The following is a 14,553-nucleotide window of genomic DNA, read 5'->3' as shown; positions in this document are numbered from 1 at the left end:
GCATGATCGCTGATTGTCTCCCTGCCATGGGCAAATACCATGATTTGCCCTCTTTCGACCGCAAAAGCCTGTTCAAAACCCCTGGCCAAATTGGCGTGGGAACAGGCTTTCCGCTATAAATCTTCGAGTGATTCTAGAAGAGAACGTGAACCGTTTTGACTGAGCAAACACCCCCCGGCGGCGGGAAGCTCCCGCCAGGCATCGAGCCCATCTCCATTATGGAGGAAATGCAGCGGTCGTATCTCGATTACGCCATGAGCGTGATCGTGTCGCGTGCGCTGCCCGACGTGCGCGATGGCCTGAAGCCCGTGCATCGGCGCATCCTTTACGGCATGTCCGAGCTTGGCATCGACTGGAACAAGAAATACGTCAAATGCGCCCGCGTTACCGGGGACGTGATGGGTAAATACCATCCGCACGGCAATGCCGCGATTTATGACGCACTCGCCCGCATGGCGCAGCATTGGTCGTTGAGGCTGCCGCTGATCGACGGCCAGGGCAATTTCGGCTCGGTCGACGGTGACCCGCCGGCGGCCGAACGTTACACCGAATGCCGCCTGCAGAAGGCCGCCCATTCGCTGCTCGACGACCTCGACAAGGAAACGGTCGATTTCCGCGACAACTATGACGGCACTCTGTCAGAGCCGGTCGTAGTGCCTGCCAAGTTCCCGAACCTGCTGGTCAACGGCGCAGGCGGCATCGCCGTCGGCATGGCGACCAATATCCCGCCGCATAACCTGTCTGAAGTCATCGACGCCTGCATCACGCTGATCAATGATCCGGCAATCGAACTGCCGGAGCTGATGCAGATCATTCCCGGTCCGGATTTCCCGACCGGCGCCAAGATCCTCGGCCGCGCCGGCATTCGCTCGGCCTATGAAACCGGCCGTGGTTCGGTCATCATGCGCGGTGTTGCAACCATCGAGCCGATGCGCGGCGATCGCGAACAGATCATCATCACCGAAATTCCCTATCAGGTGAACAAGGCGACGATGATCGAGAAGATGGCCGAACTGGTCCGCGAGAAGCGCATCGAAGGCATCTCCGATCTGCGCGACGAATCCGACCGTCAGGGCTACCGCGTCGTCGTCGAGCTGAAGCGCGACGCCAATGCCGACGTGATCTTGAACCAGCTCTACCGCTACACGCCGCTGCAGACCTCCTTCGGCTGCAACATGGTGGCGCTGAACGGCGGCAAGCCGGAACAGCTGACGCTGCTCGACATGCTCCGCGCTTTCGTCTCCTTCCGTGAGGAGGTCGTTAGCCGGAGAACGAAGTTCCTGCTTCGCAAGGCGCGTGAGCGCGCCCACGTCTTGGTGGGTCTCGCAATCGCCGTCGCCAATATCGACGAAGTCATCCGCGTTATCCGTCAGGCTCCGGACCCGCAGTCCGCCCGCGAAGAACTAATGACCCGCCGCTGGCCGGCGGAGGACGTCGAAAGCCTGATCCGTCTCATCGACGATCCGCGTCATCGCATCAACGAGGATCTGACCTACAATCTCTCGGAAGAGCAGGCTCGCGCGATCCTCGAACTCCGTCTGGCCCGCCTGACGGCTCTTGGCCGCGACGAAATCGGCGACGAACTCAATAAGATAGGCGAGGAAATCAAGGACTACCTCGATATCCTGTCGTCGCGCGTGCGCATCCAGACGATCGTCAAGGACGAGCTGACCTCTGTCCGTGACGAGTTCGGCACTCCACGCCGCACCGAGATCATCGATGGCGGCCTTGAGATGGACGATGAGGATCTCATCGCCCGCGAAGACATGGTCGTGACAGTCTCACACCTCGGCTATATCAAGCGCGTGCCGCTGGCGACCTACCGTGCACAGCGCCGCGGCGGCAAGGGCCGTTCGGGCATGACCACCCGCGATGAAGATTTTGTTAGCCGGCTATTCGTGGTCAATACTCACACGCCGGTTCTGTTCTTCTCCTCGCGCGGCATCGTCTACAAGGAAAAGGTCTGGCGCCTGCCGATCGGCACGCCGACCTCGCGCGGCAAGGCGTTGATCAATATGCTGCCGCTGGAATCCGGCGAACGCATCACCACCATCCTGCCGCTGCCTGAGGACGAGGATAGCTGGGACAACCTCGACGTCATGTTCTCGACGACACGGGGCACGGTCCGTCGCAACAAGCTGTCGGACTTCGTCCAGGTGAACCGCAACGGCAAGATTGCCATGAAGCTTGACGAGGAGGGCGATGAGATCCTCTCTGTTGAGACCTGCACGGATCAGGACGACGTTCTGCTGACGACAGCGCTCGGCCAGTGCATCCGCTTCCCGGTCGATGACGTCCGCGTCTTTGCCGGCCGCAACTCGATCGGTGTGCGCGGCATCAATCTCGGCAGTGGCGACAGCATCATCTCGATGACGATCGTCGGCCATGTCGATGCCGAGCCGTGGGAACGCGCAGCTTACCTCAAGCGCTCCGCCGCCGAACGGCGTGCGACGGGCGTGGATGAAGAGGATATCGCTCTGGTCGGCGAGGAAGTCACCGAAGAGGGACAGCTCTCTGACGAGCGCTACGAAGAGCTGAAGGCACGCGAACAGTTCGTGTTGACGGTTTCGGAAAAGGGCTTCGGCAAGCGCTCGTCCTCCTACGATTTCCGCATCTCTGGCCGTGGCGGCAAGGGTATCCGCGCCACCGATACGTCGAAAACCGGCGAAATCGGCGAACTGGTCGCCGCCTTCCCGATCGACGATGGCGATCAGATCATGCTCGTCTCGGATGGCGGTCAGCTGATCCGCGTTCCGGTCGGCGGCATCCGTATCGCCAGCCGCGCGACGAAGGGCGTGACAATCTTCTCCACTGCCAAGGATGAGAAGGTCGTCTCGGTCGAGCGCATCAGCGAGCCGGAAGAAGAAGAGACGACGGAAAACGGAGACGAAGCCGTGGTTTCCGAAGGCGAAGCTCCTGCAGCGGGCGAAGCCGACGAAACCCCATCAGCTGAATAATTCACGACTTTCTCATTGCGAACCGGGCGGCCCCTGCCGCCCGGTTTTTTATTGCGCTATGAAGAGCTTGCCGATTCATCCGGAGGGGGAATGTTGTGGGCAGGTGGACAAGGCGAGGGGTGCTGGCCGGTATTTCGGCCGCAGCCGGTGTGGCGGCGGGGCGTTTTTTGCTTCAGCCGCAAGGCGATCCCGGACCAGCCTTTCCAGCGGAACTTCCCATTGAAGATGGCGCGACCATTCTCAATGATGCCGGAGAACTGACACCGACCCGGGTTGCGGCACATCTGACCATCAAGGAGCCGCCGCAGGAGGCCATGATCGGCCGGTTGCGCACGGCGCTCGCTGAAGCCGTCAAGGCAAACAGGCCCTTCATCGCCAGCGCCGCGCGCCATTCGATGGGCGGCCAGAGCCTTGTCGAGAATGGTACGGCACTGACGCTCGATCAGGATTGGCTGGAGGCAGATACAGCCGCCAAGACCTACCGTGTCGCTGCCGGCGCACGTTGGTCGACGATCATTTCCAAGCTCGATAGCATCGGCTTTTCGCCCGCCGTCATGCAGTCCAACAACGACTTCGGCGTTGCCAGCACCTTTTCGGTCAATGCCCATGGCTGGCCCGTTCCATTCAGTGCTTGCGGCAGCACCGTCCGTTCCATCAGGTTGATGACGGTGGACGGCAATCTGCTGACCTGCTCACGCACGGAGAATGCGGAGCTCTTCAACCATGCCATGGGCGGATACGGCCTTTTCGGTGTCATCACCGAGCTTGAGCTCGACATGGTGCCGAATGTGCTCCTTGAGCCGACCTTCGAGCATTTGGCGGGCGAGGATCTCGGACGGCGCTTCGCTGAGGTTCTGGCGAGCGATAGCGCGATCAACATGGCCTATGGTCGCATGGATGTTTCGCTTGATCGTTTCTTTGAAGAGGCGCTGCTGATCACCTATCGCGCCGCTCCGGACCAGACGAAAATACCTCCGGCCTCCGGTTCCGGTTTCATCAGCCATGCGTCTCGTGAAATCTTCCGGGCGCAGCTCGGTTCGGATACGGCCAAACATCTTCGCTGGTGGACCGAGGCTGTCATCAATCCATCGCTTGCGGCGCAGGCGACGCGCAACAGCCTGATGAACGAACCCGTCATCACGCTCGATGACCGGGATCCGTCCCGCACGGATATCCTGCATGAATATTTCGTCTCACCGTCCCGCTTCGCTGATTTCGTTGCAGCCTGCCAGGATGTCATTCCGGCCTCTTATCAGCAGCTCCTCAACATCACACTGCGCTATGTCGATACTGATCGCGATAGTGTGTTGGCTTACGCTATGGAGCCCCGCATTGCCGCGGTCATGCTCTTCTCGCAGGAAAAGACGGTGAGGGGCGAGGCCGATATGCAGCGCATGACCGAAGCGCTGATCGAGCGCGTGCTCGCGATCGGCGGCAGCTATTATCTGCCGTACCGGCCGCATGCCCGATTGGATCAGTTTACCCGCGCCTATCCCCGCGCTGGCGAATTTGCAGCGGCCAAGCGCCGGCTGGATCCCCGCCTTACCTTTCGCAATCATTTCTGGGATCGCTATCTCGGAAGCCTCTAGGGAGATCATAATGTCCAGGCTTCGGCTGATTGCTGTGCTTTATACAGTGGCTCTGCTCTTTGCGGCCGCATTGAATTACATTCCGGGCCTGACGGATGCGGAGGGGCGCGCATTCGGCATCTTTGCGCTCGATATCTATGACGACAGCCTACATCTGGCCTCGGCTGCCTGGGCCGGTATCGCAGCCTTCCTGTCGGCCCGGGCGTCCCGAAACTTTCTTTTCTATTTCGGCCTGCTCTATTTCAGCGATGGTCTGCTTGGACTGATCACCGGGTCGGGTTACCTTGATCTTGGCATCGTCAACTACGGCATTCAGGATCTTCCCTTTACGTTCAAGATCCTCGCCAACGTGCCGCATCTCTTTCTTGGCGGTGTGGGAATCGCATCCAGCTATATCTTCCGCCGTGAGGCCCCGTGATGCGGCGCCTTCTGAAAATCATCGGCTGGCTCCTTGCGGTTCTCGTGGTCGCCGTCCTGCTGCTGCTCAGCCCGGCTGCCTACGTCGAGACCTTCTGCCATGCCGATCCCGAACCCGATAGCTACAAGCCGCTGATATCGGATCCCGAATTCCGCCGGCAGGAGGCCAATACCTATCTCACCTATCCGGAGTGGCATATCGTCTATGCCTATGACGGCCTCGCCGAAACCTTGAAGGCGGGCGACGAATATGGCTTCGATTATTTCTCCAGCGTGAAGGATTTCTGGGTCGCAGACTGTGCGCTGACCCGTATTGCCAATCGCCACGGCGGCGCCGACAGCGAGACGCGAATGATGATCGCGACCATCGGTGTCAGCTTCACGCTCGAAATGGGCCTCAAGGCGGTCTATGAGGAAACGGTCGGTCCGGTTTTTGCGCTCTGGCGCGGCAGCGAAAAGACGCCGCAGGATATCGTCGCCCGCGATATGGCGATCGATTATGCCGGCTTTCTGCGCCAGACCCCATGGTACAAATATCCCTTCCAGCCCTGGATCGACAGGCTTTGGGTCGCACCGGTGGAAGAGCCGCTGCGTGGCTGGGAGCGTCGTCTGGCGCTCGGCGGCGAGTGGCGTGCAAAGATCGCCTATGCCGGCATGATCGCCAGCGCTGTTGCCGCAACCGGTGAGGCGAAGCTGACGATCCGATCGGTCGTATCAGGCCTGCCGGCTACCATGCTTTCGGCAATTCCCGATGTATCGGTCATTTCGGAAAGTGCCGATGGTGTGCTGATCGAAACGCCGCGCTACGACCGCTTCACCCATATCCTCGCGGAGGTCGCCAAGGCAGGTGGTACAATCCGCGAGATTGCCGGCAATGACGAGATCATGGTGTCGCTGACCATGCCTTCAGGGATGGAGCAGGGCAATCTGCCTGGCGAGGTGATCACACGCCTGCCTCGCACCGGTTTCGACAGCGACCGCCTGCTTCTGTCGGTCAAGATGGCTGATCTCGCGCCTCTGCTCAAAGACCGGTCAATTGCCGATCCGGGCCTCGAACATATATTTGATTTCTGAAACATCGGACGGGTGGCTGATCAGGCGCTTGGCACGCAGGACAGGCACTGCGATTGCGATCGTTGCCGCAGTCTTCGCGCTGTTTGCTGTGGTCTTCGCGGCAACGGGCGAGGCGCCGGCTGCCATGGTCTTTCCCGCCGGCAGCATCGAACCCGGCGCATTGCCCGAAGGTGTCTCCATCCTGCGATGGGGCAGGGGCTTTGCCGTCGTCACAAGCGAGCGCAGCGACTATGTGCGTGCGCTCTATGGCAAGGGGGCTCTTCTTGTTCTGCCGCTGCGAAAGAGCGGCTGTCTGGCGCTGCGGCCTGCATCTTCGACATGAGAAAAGCCGGATGCAGAACATCCGGCTTGCATTCATGCTCTGCGTAGCGGGAGCGGCTTTAGAAAGCGCTATGCTTCTTGTTCATCGATTTCACTTCCTCGCTTTCACGGCGCAGCGCTGAAATCGTCGAAGTAACGGACACTATGAACATGATGCTGATGAGTGCTGTGAAAACTGTCAGGATCGTGAACATGGTGGCGTTCCTTTCTGTAGGGAGTTGCGTTCACGCCCCTCAGTACTGGCCGAGGACGCTTACGGAGCGAGCCGAAGCGAACGGGCCATAGACCTTGGAGGCATCGATCTTCTGATTGTCATAGAGAGCGACTGTGGCAGTCAGCATGCCCGTAATCATTACCATCCAGAGCATGTTAATCATGGTGATCTTGCCAGGCATCTTAATTCCCTTCCTGCCGCGCTTCCGCATCTCGTATGTGTCGATCATTTGAACGCATCCGTCTTTAAAAGGTTCCCGCCGGATGTTGACGGGGGATTTACCAACCGTGATCTGAAGCGACCTTGAATGTCGTGTTCATCTACCGTTCAGAATTCAAATCGATTAGAACGCATCCGGCCAAGCTGCCGCATGATGGCCGCATGTTCATTGACCTCCGGCCGTACCCAACCAAGCTGATGGCGATCTGCGAAGTAACCGTAGAAAAGCTCCGCAAACATCGAAAAAATAACGGCTATGGCAATGAGGATGATCAGCATGATCGGGTCTTTCCGGGGAGTGACGCTGCCGGGACCGGCAGTTCTGTGTTGATGATCCGAGTAAAGCACATCGCATCTGAGCAGGCCTTGAACGCCCCGTTCATTCATCGTTCAGACGCGTCGGGCGGCATGGCTAAATAACTTGCGGGAAACCGCCTTCCATGACAAAAGGCGTGAAAACAAACGGCCGGACGATATGACCACAGCTTTCTATCCGGGGTCCTTCGACCCGATCACCAATGGACACGTTGACGTGCTGGTCCAGGCGCTCAATGTCGCCGAGAAGGTGATCGTCGCGATAGGAATCCACCCTGGAAAGACACCGCTCTTCTCCTTTGAGGAAAAGGCAGGGCTGATCCGCGCGTCGCTAGCCGAAGTGCTGCCGGAAAAGAGCGCGAATATCGACGTCGTTTCCTTCGACAATCTCGTTGTCGATGCCGCACGCAAGCATGACGCAAGCCTGCTGATCCGAGGTCTGCGTGACGGCACCGATCTTGATTATGAAATGCAGATGGCAGGCATGAACCGGCAGATGGCGCCGGATATCCAGACCATCTTTCTGCCGGCAGGCACGGCCTCGCGGCCCATTACCGCCACATTGGTGCGCCAGATCGCGGCCATGGGCGGCGATGTCAGCGCCTTCGTGCCGGCGGCTGTCTTGCAAGCCCTGAAATCCAAGCGCAAAGCCTAGGCGGAACCGCCTCAATGGAGCCAACATGAAACTCTTTTATCTTGCATTTGCCGGCGTGCTCTATCTCGCTTCCTTCGCGGGCGACGCTTTTGYGCAGGCTGCCGATCACTATGTCACCATTCAGTTGAAGAGCGGCCCGGTCGTGATCCAGCTTCTGCCTGACGTCGCGCCGAAGCATGTGGCGCAGATCGAGGCGCTGGTGAAGAAGGGCGAATATGACAATGTCGCCTTCCACCGCGTCATCCCCGGCTTCATGGCCCAGACCGGCGACGTGAAGTATGGCAACATGGAAAAGAACTTCGATGCGAGCCAGGCCGGCACCGGCGGCTCCGACCTGCCTGACCTTCCGGCTGAATTCTCCAAGACGCCCTTTGTCCGTGGCACGGTCGGCATGGCGCGCGCCCAGGATCCGAATTCCGCCAACTCGCAGTTCTTCATCATGTTCGCGGACGGCTCGTTCCTGAACGGTCAGTACACGGTCGTCGGCAAGGTTGTCTCAGGCATGGAAAACGTCGACAAGATCAAGAAGGGCGAAGGCCAGAACGGCGAAGTCAGCAATCCCGACCGCATGATCAAGGTCACGCTGGGCAAGAAGTAAGTTCAAGACAAGAAGGAGAACGACAATGGCCGAGATCAAGGATCCGGAAAACACCATCATTCTGGAAACCACCAAGGGCAAGGTTGTCATCCAGCTTCTGCCGCAGGTCGCGCCCGAACATGTCAAGCGCATCAAGGAACTCGCCCGCGAGAAGGCCTATGACGGTGTCGTTTTCCACCGCGTCATCGCCGATTTCATGGCGCAGACGGGTGACGTGCAGTTCGGCAAGAAGGGCGGAGAGAACTTCAACCCGGGTCGCGCCGGCATGGGCGGTTCTTCGAAGGATGATCTCAAGGCTGAATTCTCTGCAACGCCGCATGTTCGCGGCACCTGCTCGATGGCCCGTTCGCAGAGCCCGAACTCGGCCAACTCCCAGTTCTTCATCTGCTTCACCGATGCTCCGTGGCTGAACAAGCAGTATTCCGTCTGGGGCCAGGTCATCGAAGGCATGGACAATATTGACAAGATCAAGAAGGGCGAGCCCGTCTCCGATCCGGATTCGATCGTCTCCATGCGGGTTGCCGCCGACGTCTGATTGTGATTTCTGCAGGAACCCGCCCTTGCGCGAGAGCGCGGGGCGGGTTTCGCTTTGCCTGAAAGTACGTTGATGCGCGTAGACCTCTTCGATTTTGACCTGCCGGATGAACGCATTGCGCTGCGGCCCGCCGAGCCGCGCGATAGCGCGCGCCTGCTTGTCGTCGATCCGAATGCGCAGCCAGTTCTTTCCGATCATCGCGTCTCAGATTTGCCGTCCTTCCTGCGGGCAGGCGACGCGCTGGTCTTCAACGATACCAAGGTCATTCCGGCCCAGCTCGAAGGCATTCGTCATCGCGAGGGCGCTGGCGGCCAGCAGGTGTCGGCGACGCTCCACATGCGCATCGGCGCCAACAAGTGGAAAGCCTTCGCCAAGCCCGGCAAGCGTATCAAGGAAGGCGACCGTATCGCCTTCGGCCATGGCGGCGAAAGCTGCATGATCGGCTCGCTCGATGCGACCGTCGAGGAAAAGGGCGAAGCGGGTGAGGTGACGCTCGCATTCGATCTCTCCGGCCCTGCGCTGGACGAAGCGATTGCCAGCGTCGGCCATATTCCGCTGCCGCCCTATATCGCCGCCAAGCGTCCGGAAGACGAACGTGACCGCGCCGATTACCAGACCATCTATGCGCGGGAGGAGGGCGCCGTCGCTGCCCCGACCGCCGGCCTGCATTTCACACCTGATCTGTTCGAGGCGCTCGACAAAGCCGGCATCGAACGGCATTTCGTAACGCTTCACGTTGGTGCCGGTACCTTCCTGCCGGTCAAGGCTGACGACACCGACGATCACAAGATGCATCTCGAAAGCGGCTATGTCAGCGCTGAGATCGCTGCGAGGCTGAATGCCGTGCGGCAAAGGGGCGGGCGTATCATCTGCGTCGGCACGACCTCGTTGCGGCTGATCGAGAGCGCTGCAGAAGAGAGCGGTGAGATCAAGCCCTGGGCCGGCGCGACAGGCATCTTCATTACGCCCGGCTACCGCTTCAAGGCGGTCGATATCCTGATGACGAACTTCCACCTGCCGCGCTCGACGCTCTTCATGCTGGTCTCGGCCTTCGCCGGTTTCGAGACCATGCAAGCGGCCTATAAACATGCCATTTCGACAGGCTACCGCTTCTATTCCTACGGCGACGCGAGCCTTCTTTTCCGGAAAGACCGATGACGACTGAGAACTTCCAGTTCACCCTCAAGAAGACCGATGGCGGCGCGCGTCTCGGTGAAGTTTCCATGCCGCGCGGCACGATCCGCACACCGGCCTTCATGCCGGTCGGCACGGTCGGCACGGTCAAGGCCATGTATCTCGACCAGGTGCGCGAGACGGGTGCCGATATCATCCTCGGCAATACCTATCACCTGATGCTGCGCCCGACCGCCGAACGCGTTGCCCGCCTCGGTGGCCTGCACAAGCTCATTCGCTGGGAACACCCGATTCTGACGGATTCCGGTGGCTTTCAGGTCATGTCGCTTTCCGGCCTGCGTAAGCTTGATGAGCAAGGCGTCACCTTCAAGTCGCATGTCGACGGCAGCCTGCATCATATGTCGCCGGAGCGCTCCATCGAAATCCAGGGGCTGCTCGGCTCCGATATCCAGATGCAGCTCGATGAATGCGTGGCATTGCCGGCCGAGCCCAAGGAAATCGAGCGCGCCATGGAGCTGTCACTGCGCTGGGCCGAGCGCTGCAAGGTGGCCTTCGGCAACCAGCCGGGCAAGGCCATGTTCGGTATCGTCCAGGGTGGCGACGTTCCTGCCTTGCGCGTCCGCTCGGCCGAGGAACTGGCAAAGCTCGATCTCAAGGGCTACGCGGTCGGCGGCCTTGCGGTCGGCGAGCCGCAGGACGTCATGCTGAAGATGCTGGAAACGACGCTCCCGGTCCTGCCCGGCGAAAAGCCGCGCTACCTGATGGGCGTCGGCACGCCCGACGACATCCTAAAATCTGTCGCCCGCGGTATCGACATGTTCGACTGCGTGATGCCGACCCGTTCGGGTCGTCACGGTTTGGCTTTTACCCGCCGCGGCAAGGTCAATATCCGCAATGCCCGCCACGCGGAAGACATGCGCCCGCTCGACGAACAGTCGAACTGCCCGGCCACACGGGATTATTCGCGCGCCTATCTCCACCATCTCGTCCGCGCCAACGAGGCGCTCGGCGGCATGCTTCTTTCCTGGCACAATCTGAACTACTATCAGGAACTGATGCAGGGTATCCGCAAGGCGATTGCCGAAGGTCGTTTCGCCGATTTCATGGCGGAAACGATCGAGGAATGGGCGAGGGGCGATCTCGAGCCCGTTTGATATATCCCGGCGAGGGCCGCCTTGCTACGGCTCTCGTCTGGTAACGAGACGACGCCTATGCTGTTATCAATCAGCGAACAGGTGTACAGCTCCCGACGTCAGCTGGCTTGACACGGCCGGCCTGGAGATCGCTCCATTGCGGTATAGACGGATCAGGACCACCGATCGATGCCTCAAACGTGGCGCGGTCCAACTTGATGGTCCTTCCGCTCGAAAGGATGCTCATCATCTCTTTCTGGTTGACATACGCCAGGCTGGCATTCAGTCGGCAGAAGAAACGAGTATTGCCGTTCGAGACGACCCAGCCGTAACCACCGGCCTTCCCCTTGGTGAGTTTGCCGATGGCATAATTTTGCTGTGTGAGCTTAGAAAAGGATTCCGCTTGCCCAATGCCCGGCATGGCTGCGAAACCGATCGCCGCGACAGCGACCAAATACTTGAAAGAAGTAGGCATTAAGTTTCAATCCCCAGACAGAATGATATAGGCTCTCTACTCTTCGGGGAAACCTCACACAACTTTAATATGCAGGGATGCTTAATCCACTAAATGCCCTTGCTGTCGGCATTCGGCACGATCTGCACGCCGTTGATCTTGAAGCTGCCGTCAGGCTGACGAGCGACCTGATAGATCGCCGTCCAGTCCTTGCCATCGCGGCCGGAGATCAGCACTTCCTGATAGATCATTGCGCCATCGTCGATCGACCTGCTGCGCCCGAAGGCATAGTTGCCGGGATGATAGACCGGCTCGTAGCTCTTCTTCACCATGGCGAAAAAGACATTCTTGTCGGGATACATGGCCTTGATGCCGGGCGCAGCGAAGGAATAGGCGGTATCCGCATCGTCCTTGAGGAATGCCCTGATCTGCTCCTCGATCATCGTCTGTGTTGTCTGCACGGGATCTTCGGCGCGGGCCGCCATGCCTGACATTACGGATACGGCACACAGAACCAGCACTGCGAAAAAAGCGCGCATGGGATCATCTCCGGCTATGTCAGCAGAAGTGTAGGCTATTTTGCGCACAAGGAAAGAGCCGGTCAGGACCAGCGGCGGAAGAGGGCGCTGGCATTGACGCCGCCGAAGCCGAAGCCGTTGGTGATCGCATATTCCATCACCACCTTGCGGGCCACCTTGCCCACGAGATCGATGCCTTCGGCTGCCGGATCGGCCGTTTCCAGATTGCGCGTCGGCGGGGCTATCTGATCGCGCAGCGCAAGAATCGTAAAGATGGCTTCGAGCCCGCCTGCAGCACCCAGCAGATGACCAGTCGCCGACTTGGTGGCGCTGACGGCAATGCCGCCGTCGCGGCCGAAGACCGTACCGATTGCAGCGATCTCGCCCTTGTCACCGACCGGTGTCGAGGTCGCATGGGCGTTGAGATGCTTGACCTCGGAAGCCGGGATCCTGGCCTGCCGTAAGGCAGCCTCCATCGCCCGGCGGGCGCCATCGCCATCTTCCGGCCCTGCCGTCATGTGATAGGCGTCGGCGGCCGTGCCGTAGCCGACGAGTTCGGCAAGCGGCGTCGCGCCGCGCGCCAGCGCATGCTCAAGTGTTTCGATGACGAGAATGCCAGCCCCTTCGCCCATCACGAAGCCGTCGCGGGCCGTATCGAAGGGCCGCGAGGCAAGTTCGGGCCTGTCGTTGAAACCGCTCGATAGTGCACGGGCTGCGGCAAAGCCGCCAAGGCTCACCTTGTCGATGCAGGCTTCCGAGCCGCCGCAGATAGCGACATCCGCCTCGCCGGACCGGATCAGCCGCGCCGCATCGCCGATTGCCTGAACGCTTGCTGCGCAAGCCGTTACCGGTGCCCCGAGCGGGCCCTTGAAGCCGTAGCGGATGCTGACCTGACCAGCCGCCAGATTGACGAGGAAGGAAGGCACGGTGAAGGGCGAGAGCCGCCGCACGCCGCGCGTCTCAGCCGTGCGTACCGCATCCGCAATCGCCGGAAAGCCGCCGACGCCGGAGGCGATGATCGTCGCCGTTCGCTCGCGCGCATCGACGCCCTCAGGCATCCAGCCGGCCTGGCGCACAGCTTCTTCCGTCGCCGCCATGGCGAACTGGATGAAGCGGTCCATCTTCTTCTGGTCCTTGGGCGGAACGGCGCGATCGGGATCGAAACCCGCTTCGGCATCCTCCTCGATGGAGGGAACGACCCCGCCGACCTTGGCGGCGAGATCGCCGACCACAGTCTCTGGCAGCACGCGCAGGCCGGAACCGCCGGCGACGAGCCGATTCCATGCCGTCTCGACGCCGACACCAAGTGGCGAAACAAGTCCCATGCCGGTGACAACAATGCGTTCCATGGATTTGTCCTTTCTAAAGCAATTCCGGCAAAAGTGCGCGGCGGTTTTGCGTTCGGAATTGCGTAAAAACAAAGAGATAGAGCATTCCCGTGCCTCGCAGAAAAATGGAAATGCTCTAGGCGTCGATGCCGAGGTAATAAGCGCGCATGCGGGCGATCCGTTCGCGGTCGCCTTCATCGGCGGCCGGTCCCGGCAGCAGGCAGGTGTTTTCGGGTTTCAGTTCTTCGCCACTGGCTGCATCCACCAGCACGGGCCGGCGCTCCTCGCCGGAAGCGGCATTGCCGAGCAGGAAGGCAAGATCCTCCTGCGGAGCGTGCCGGCGTCCCCAGGAAAACAGGGCCATCAGAACGGGGAAGAAATCACGTCCCTTGGCGGTCAGCACATATTCGTAGCGGGTAGGGTGCTCATTGTAGAGGCGCTTCTCGAACAGTCCTTCATCGATCAGATGCGCGAGTCGCCGCGTCAGGATGTTCGGCGCAACGCCGAGGCTCTTTTGAAATTCGTCAAAGCGTGTCAGCCCGTGAAAGGCGTCGCGAAGGATCATCATGCTCCACCAGTCACCGACGCTGTCGAGAGCGCGGGCGGCCGGGCATTTGAAATTGGCGAAGCTTGTTCGTTGCATGATGCAAGTCACTACAGAAGTTACTTGCATGATGCAAGCCACTTGCGATGCGCAAGTAGCTTGTCAGGCGTTGTCTCGCCCGAAGATCCGCGCCAGAAGAATGCCGGTTACAAGAACGCCCGCTGCAACAAAAACCGTATCTCCCGGCGTGCCGATATAAAGCGGCCCGATATTGGCAAAGAGCAGGAAGGCGACGAGGAAATTGAACCAGCCCCAGATGACATTGGTGACTGGTGAGCTGAGCTTCGCCCCTTGCAGGCGGACGAAAGGTGTGCGGAAAGGCCGGCCGCTGACGCCATTGACGAAATGCGGCACGCCATTGGTCAGGAATGCAGCGGCGATAAAGTGAATGATATAGGCGGTCCAGGGCAATGGTTCTCTCCGCTCGGCTGATGGCTTTGCGGACAATGTTGTGCCGGGCCGGCAAAGGACAAGAAAAAGGGGCTCCG

The 14,553-nt window shown here is 60.0% G+C and carries 18 protein-coding genes; 11 read left to right on the top strand and 7 right to left on the bottom strand.

From position 1 onward, the window contains the following. Window positions 1-155 precede the first annotated feature (155 nt). The 5 genes from gyrA to AC1DM5_RS02600 all read left to right on the top strand — a co-directional run bounded on the left by gyrA (window position 156) and on the right by AC1DM5_RS02600 (window position 6,359). On the top strand, window positions 156-2,957 hold the full coding sequence (gene gyrA / locus AC1DM5_RS02620; protein WP_477822482.1) for a DNA gyrase subunit A: 2,802 nt from the start codon (window positions 156-158) through the stop codon (window positions 2,955-2,957). Window positions 2,958-3,052: 95 nt separating this feature from the next. Further along, window positions 3,053-4,546: an FAD-binding protein gene (locus tag AC1DM5_RS02615; protein ID WP_477822481.1), complete on the top strand. Its 1,494-nt coding sequence runs from the start codon at window positions 3,053-3,055 to the stop codon at window positions 4,544-4,546. A gap of 10 nt (window positions 4,547-4,556) precedes the next feature. Further along, a complete protein-coding gene (locus AC1DM5_RS02610; RefSeq protein WP_477822480.1) occupies window positions 4,557-4,964 on the top strand; it encodes a hypothetical protein in 408 nt (135 codons plus the stop codon). Beyond that, window positions 4,964-6,037, top strand: coding sequence for a hypothetical protein (locus AC1DM5_RS02605; protein WP_477822479.1), 1,074 nt, complete (start codon window positions 4,964-4,966; stop codon window positions 6,035-6,037). Before AC1DM5_RS02610 ends, AC1DM5_RS02605 begins: the two co-directional genes overlap by 1 nt. Before the next feature lie 28 nt (window positions 6,038-6,065). Further along, a complete protein-coding gene (locus AC1DM5_RS02600; RefSeq protein ID WP_477974538.1) occupies window positions 6,066-6,359 on the top strand; it encodes a hypothetical protein in 294 nt (97 codons plus the stop codon). 58 nt (window positions 6,360-6,417) lie between these two features. Here AC1DM5_RS02600 and AC1DM5_RS02595 read toward each other — a convergent pair whose 3' ends face one another. Then, on the bottom strand, window positions 6,418-6,552 hold the full coding sequence (locus AC1DM5_RS02595) for a hypothetical protein (RefSeq protein ID WP_007811987.1): 135 nt from the start codon (window positions 6,550-6,552) through the stop codon (window positions 6,418-6,420). Window positions 6,553-6,591: 39 nt separating this feature from the next. Next, on the bottom strand, window positions 6,592-6,753 hold the full coding sequence (locus AC1DM5_RS02590) for a hypothetical protein (protein WP_477974536.1): 162 nt from the start codon (window positions 6,751-6,753) through the stop codon (window positions 6,592-6,594). Window positions 6,754-6,875: 122 nt separating this feature from the next. Between AC1DM5_RS02590 and AC1DM5_RS02585 the strand changes: the two genes are divergently transcribed. The 6 genes from AC1DM5_RS02585 to tgt all read left to right on the top strand — a co-directional run bounded on the left by AC1DM5_RS02585 (window position 6,876) and on the right by tgt (window position 11,182). Next, the gene (locus AC1DM5_RS02585) at window positions 6,876-7,211 is read left to right on the top strand and encodes a hypothetical protein (RefSeq protein WP_477822477.1); all 336 of its coding nucleotides are present in this window, start codon (window positions 6,876-6,878) and stop codon (window positions 7,209-7,211) included. Window positions 7,212-7,266: 55 nt separating this feature from the next. Beyond that, on the top strand, window positions 7,267-7,761 hold the full coding sequence (gene coaD / locus AC1DM5_RS02580) for a pantetheine-phosphate adenylyltransferase (RefSeq protein WP_477822476.1): 495 nt from the start codon (window positions 7,267-7,269) through the stop codon (window positions 7,759-7,761). A 25-nt stretch (window positions 7,762-7,786) separates the two neighbouring features. After that, complete coding sequence (locus tag AC1DM5_RS02575) at window positions 7,787-8,359, top strand: peptidylprolyl isomerase (RefSeq protein WP_477974534.1); 573 nt, start codon at window positions 7,787-7,789, stop codon at window positions 8,357-8,359. A gap of 25 nt (window positions 8,360-8,384) precedes the next feature. After that, a complete protein-coding gene (locus AC1DM5_RS02570) occupies window positions 8,385-8,894 on the top strand; it encodes a peptidylprolyl isomerase (protein WP_037106039.1) in 510 nt (169 codons plus the stop codon). A gap of 72 nt (window positions 8,895-8,966) precedes the next feature. Then, entirely contained in the window at window positions 8,967-10,052 is a 1,086-nt protein-coding gene (gene queA, locus AC1DM5_RS02565) for a tRNA preQ1(34) S-adenosylmethionine ribosyltransferase-isomerase QueA (protein WP_113183025.1), read from the top strand. Beyond that, the gene (gene tgt, locus AC1DM5_RS02560) at window positions 10,049-11,182 is read left to right on the top strand and encodes a tRNA guanosine(34) transglycosylase Tgt (protein ID WP_183821770.1); all 1,134 of its coding nucleotides are present in this window, start codon (window positions 10,049-10,051) and stop codon (window positions 11,180-11,182) included. The genes queA and tgt overlap by 4 nt, the downstream gene beginning before the upstream one ends. A gap of 70 nt (window positions 11,183-11,252) precedes the next feature. On the opposite strand, the gene AC1DM5_RS02555 is transcribed toward tgt, so the two are convergent. From AC1DM5_RS02555 to AC1DM5_RS02535, 5 genes are all read right to left on the bottom strand, one after another. Continuing rightward, window positions 11,253-11,636, bottom strand: a complete 384-nt coding sequence (locus AC1DM5_RS02555) for a hypothetical protein (protein ID WP_477822473.1) — start codon at window positions 11,634-11,636, stop codon at window positions 11,253-11,255. Between the two features lie 89 nt (window positions 11,637-11,725). Then, window positions 11,726-12,154 (bottom strand): DUF4864 domain-containing protein, encoded by a 429-nt coding sequence (locus tag AC1DM5_RS02550; protein WP_007812002.1) that lies wholly within the window; start codon window positions 12,152-12,154, stop codon window positions 11,726-11,728. Between the two features lie 62 nt (window positions 12,155-12,216). After that, the gene (fabF, locus tag AC1DM5_RS02545; protein ID WP_477822472.1) at window positions 12,217-13,482 is read right to left on the bottom strand and encodes a beta-ketoacyl-ACP synthase II; all 1,266 of its coding nucleotides are present in this window, start codon (window positions 13,480-13,482) and stop codon (window positions 12,217-12,219) included. 115 nt (window positions 13,483-13,597) lie between these two features. Beyond that, window positions 13,598-14,104, bottom strand: a complete 507-nt coding sequence (locus tag AC1DM5_RS02540) for a winged helix-turn-helix transcriptional regulator (protein WP_477822471.1) — start codon at window positions 14,102-14,104, stop codon at window positions 13,598-13,600. A 63-nt stretch (window positions 14,105-14,167) separates the two neighbouring features. Further along, window positions 14,168-14,476, bottom strand: coding sequence for a hypothetical protein (locus AC1DM5_RS02535; protein ID WP_477822470.1), 309 nt, complete (start codon window positions 14,474-14,476; stop codon window positions 14,168-14,170). Window positions 14,477-14,553 lie beyond the last annotated feature (77 nt).

This window comes from Rhizobium sp. 01T437 (assembly GCF_056398505.1).
The sequence above is the reverse complement of the archived record's forward strand: the minus strand, read 5'-3'. Positions and strand labels throughout refer to the sequence as shown.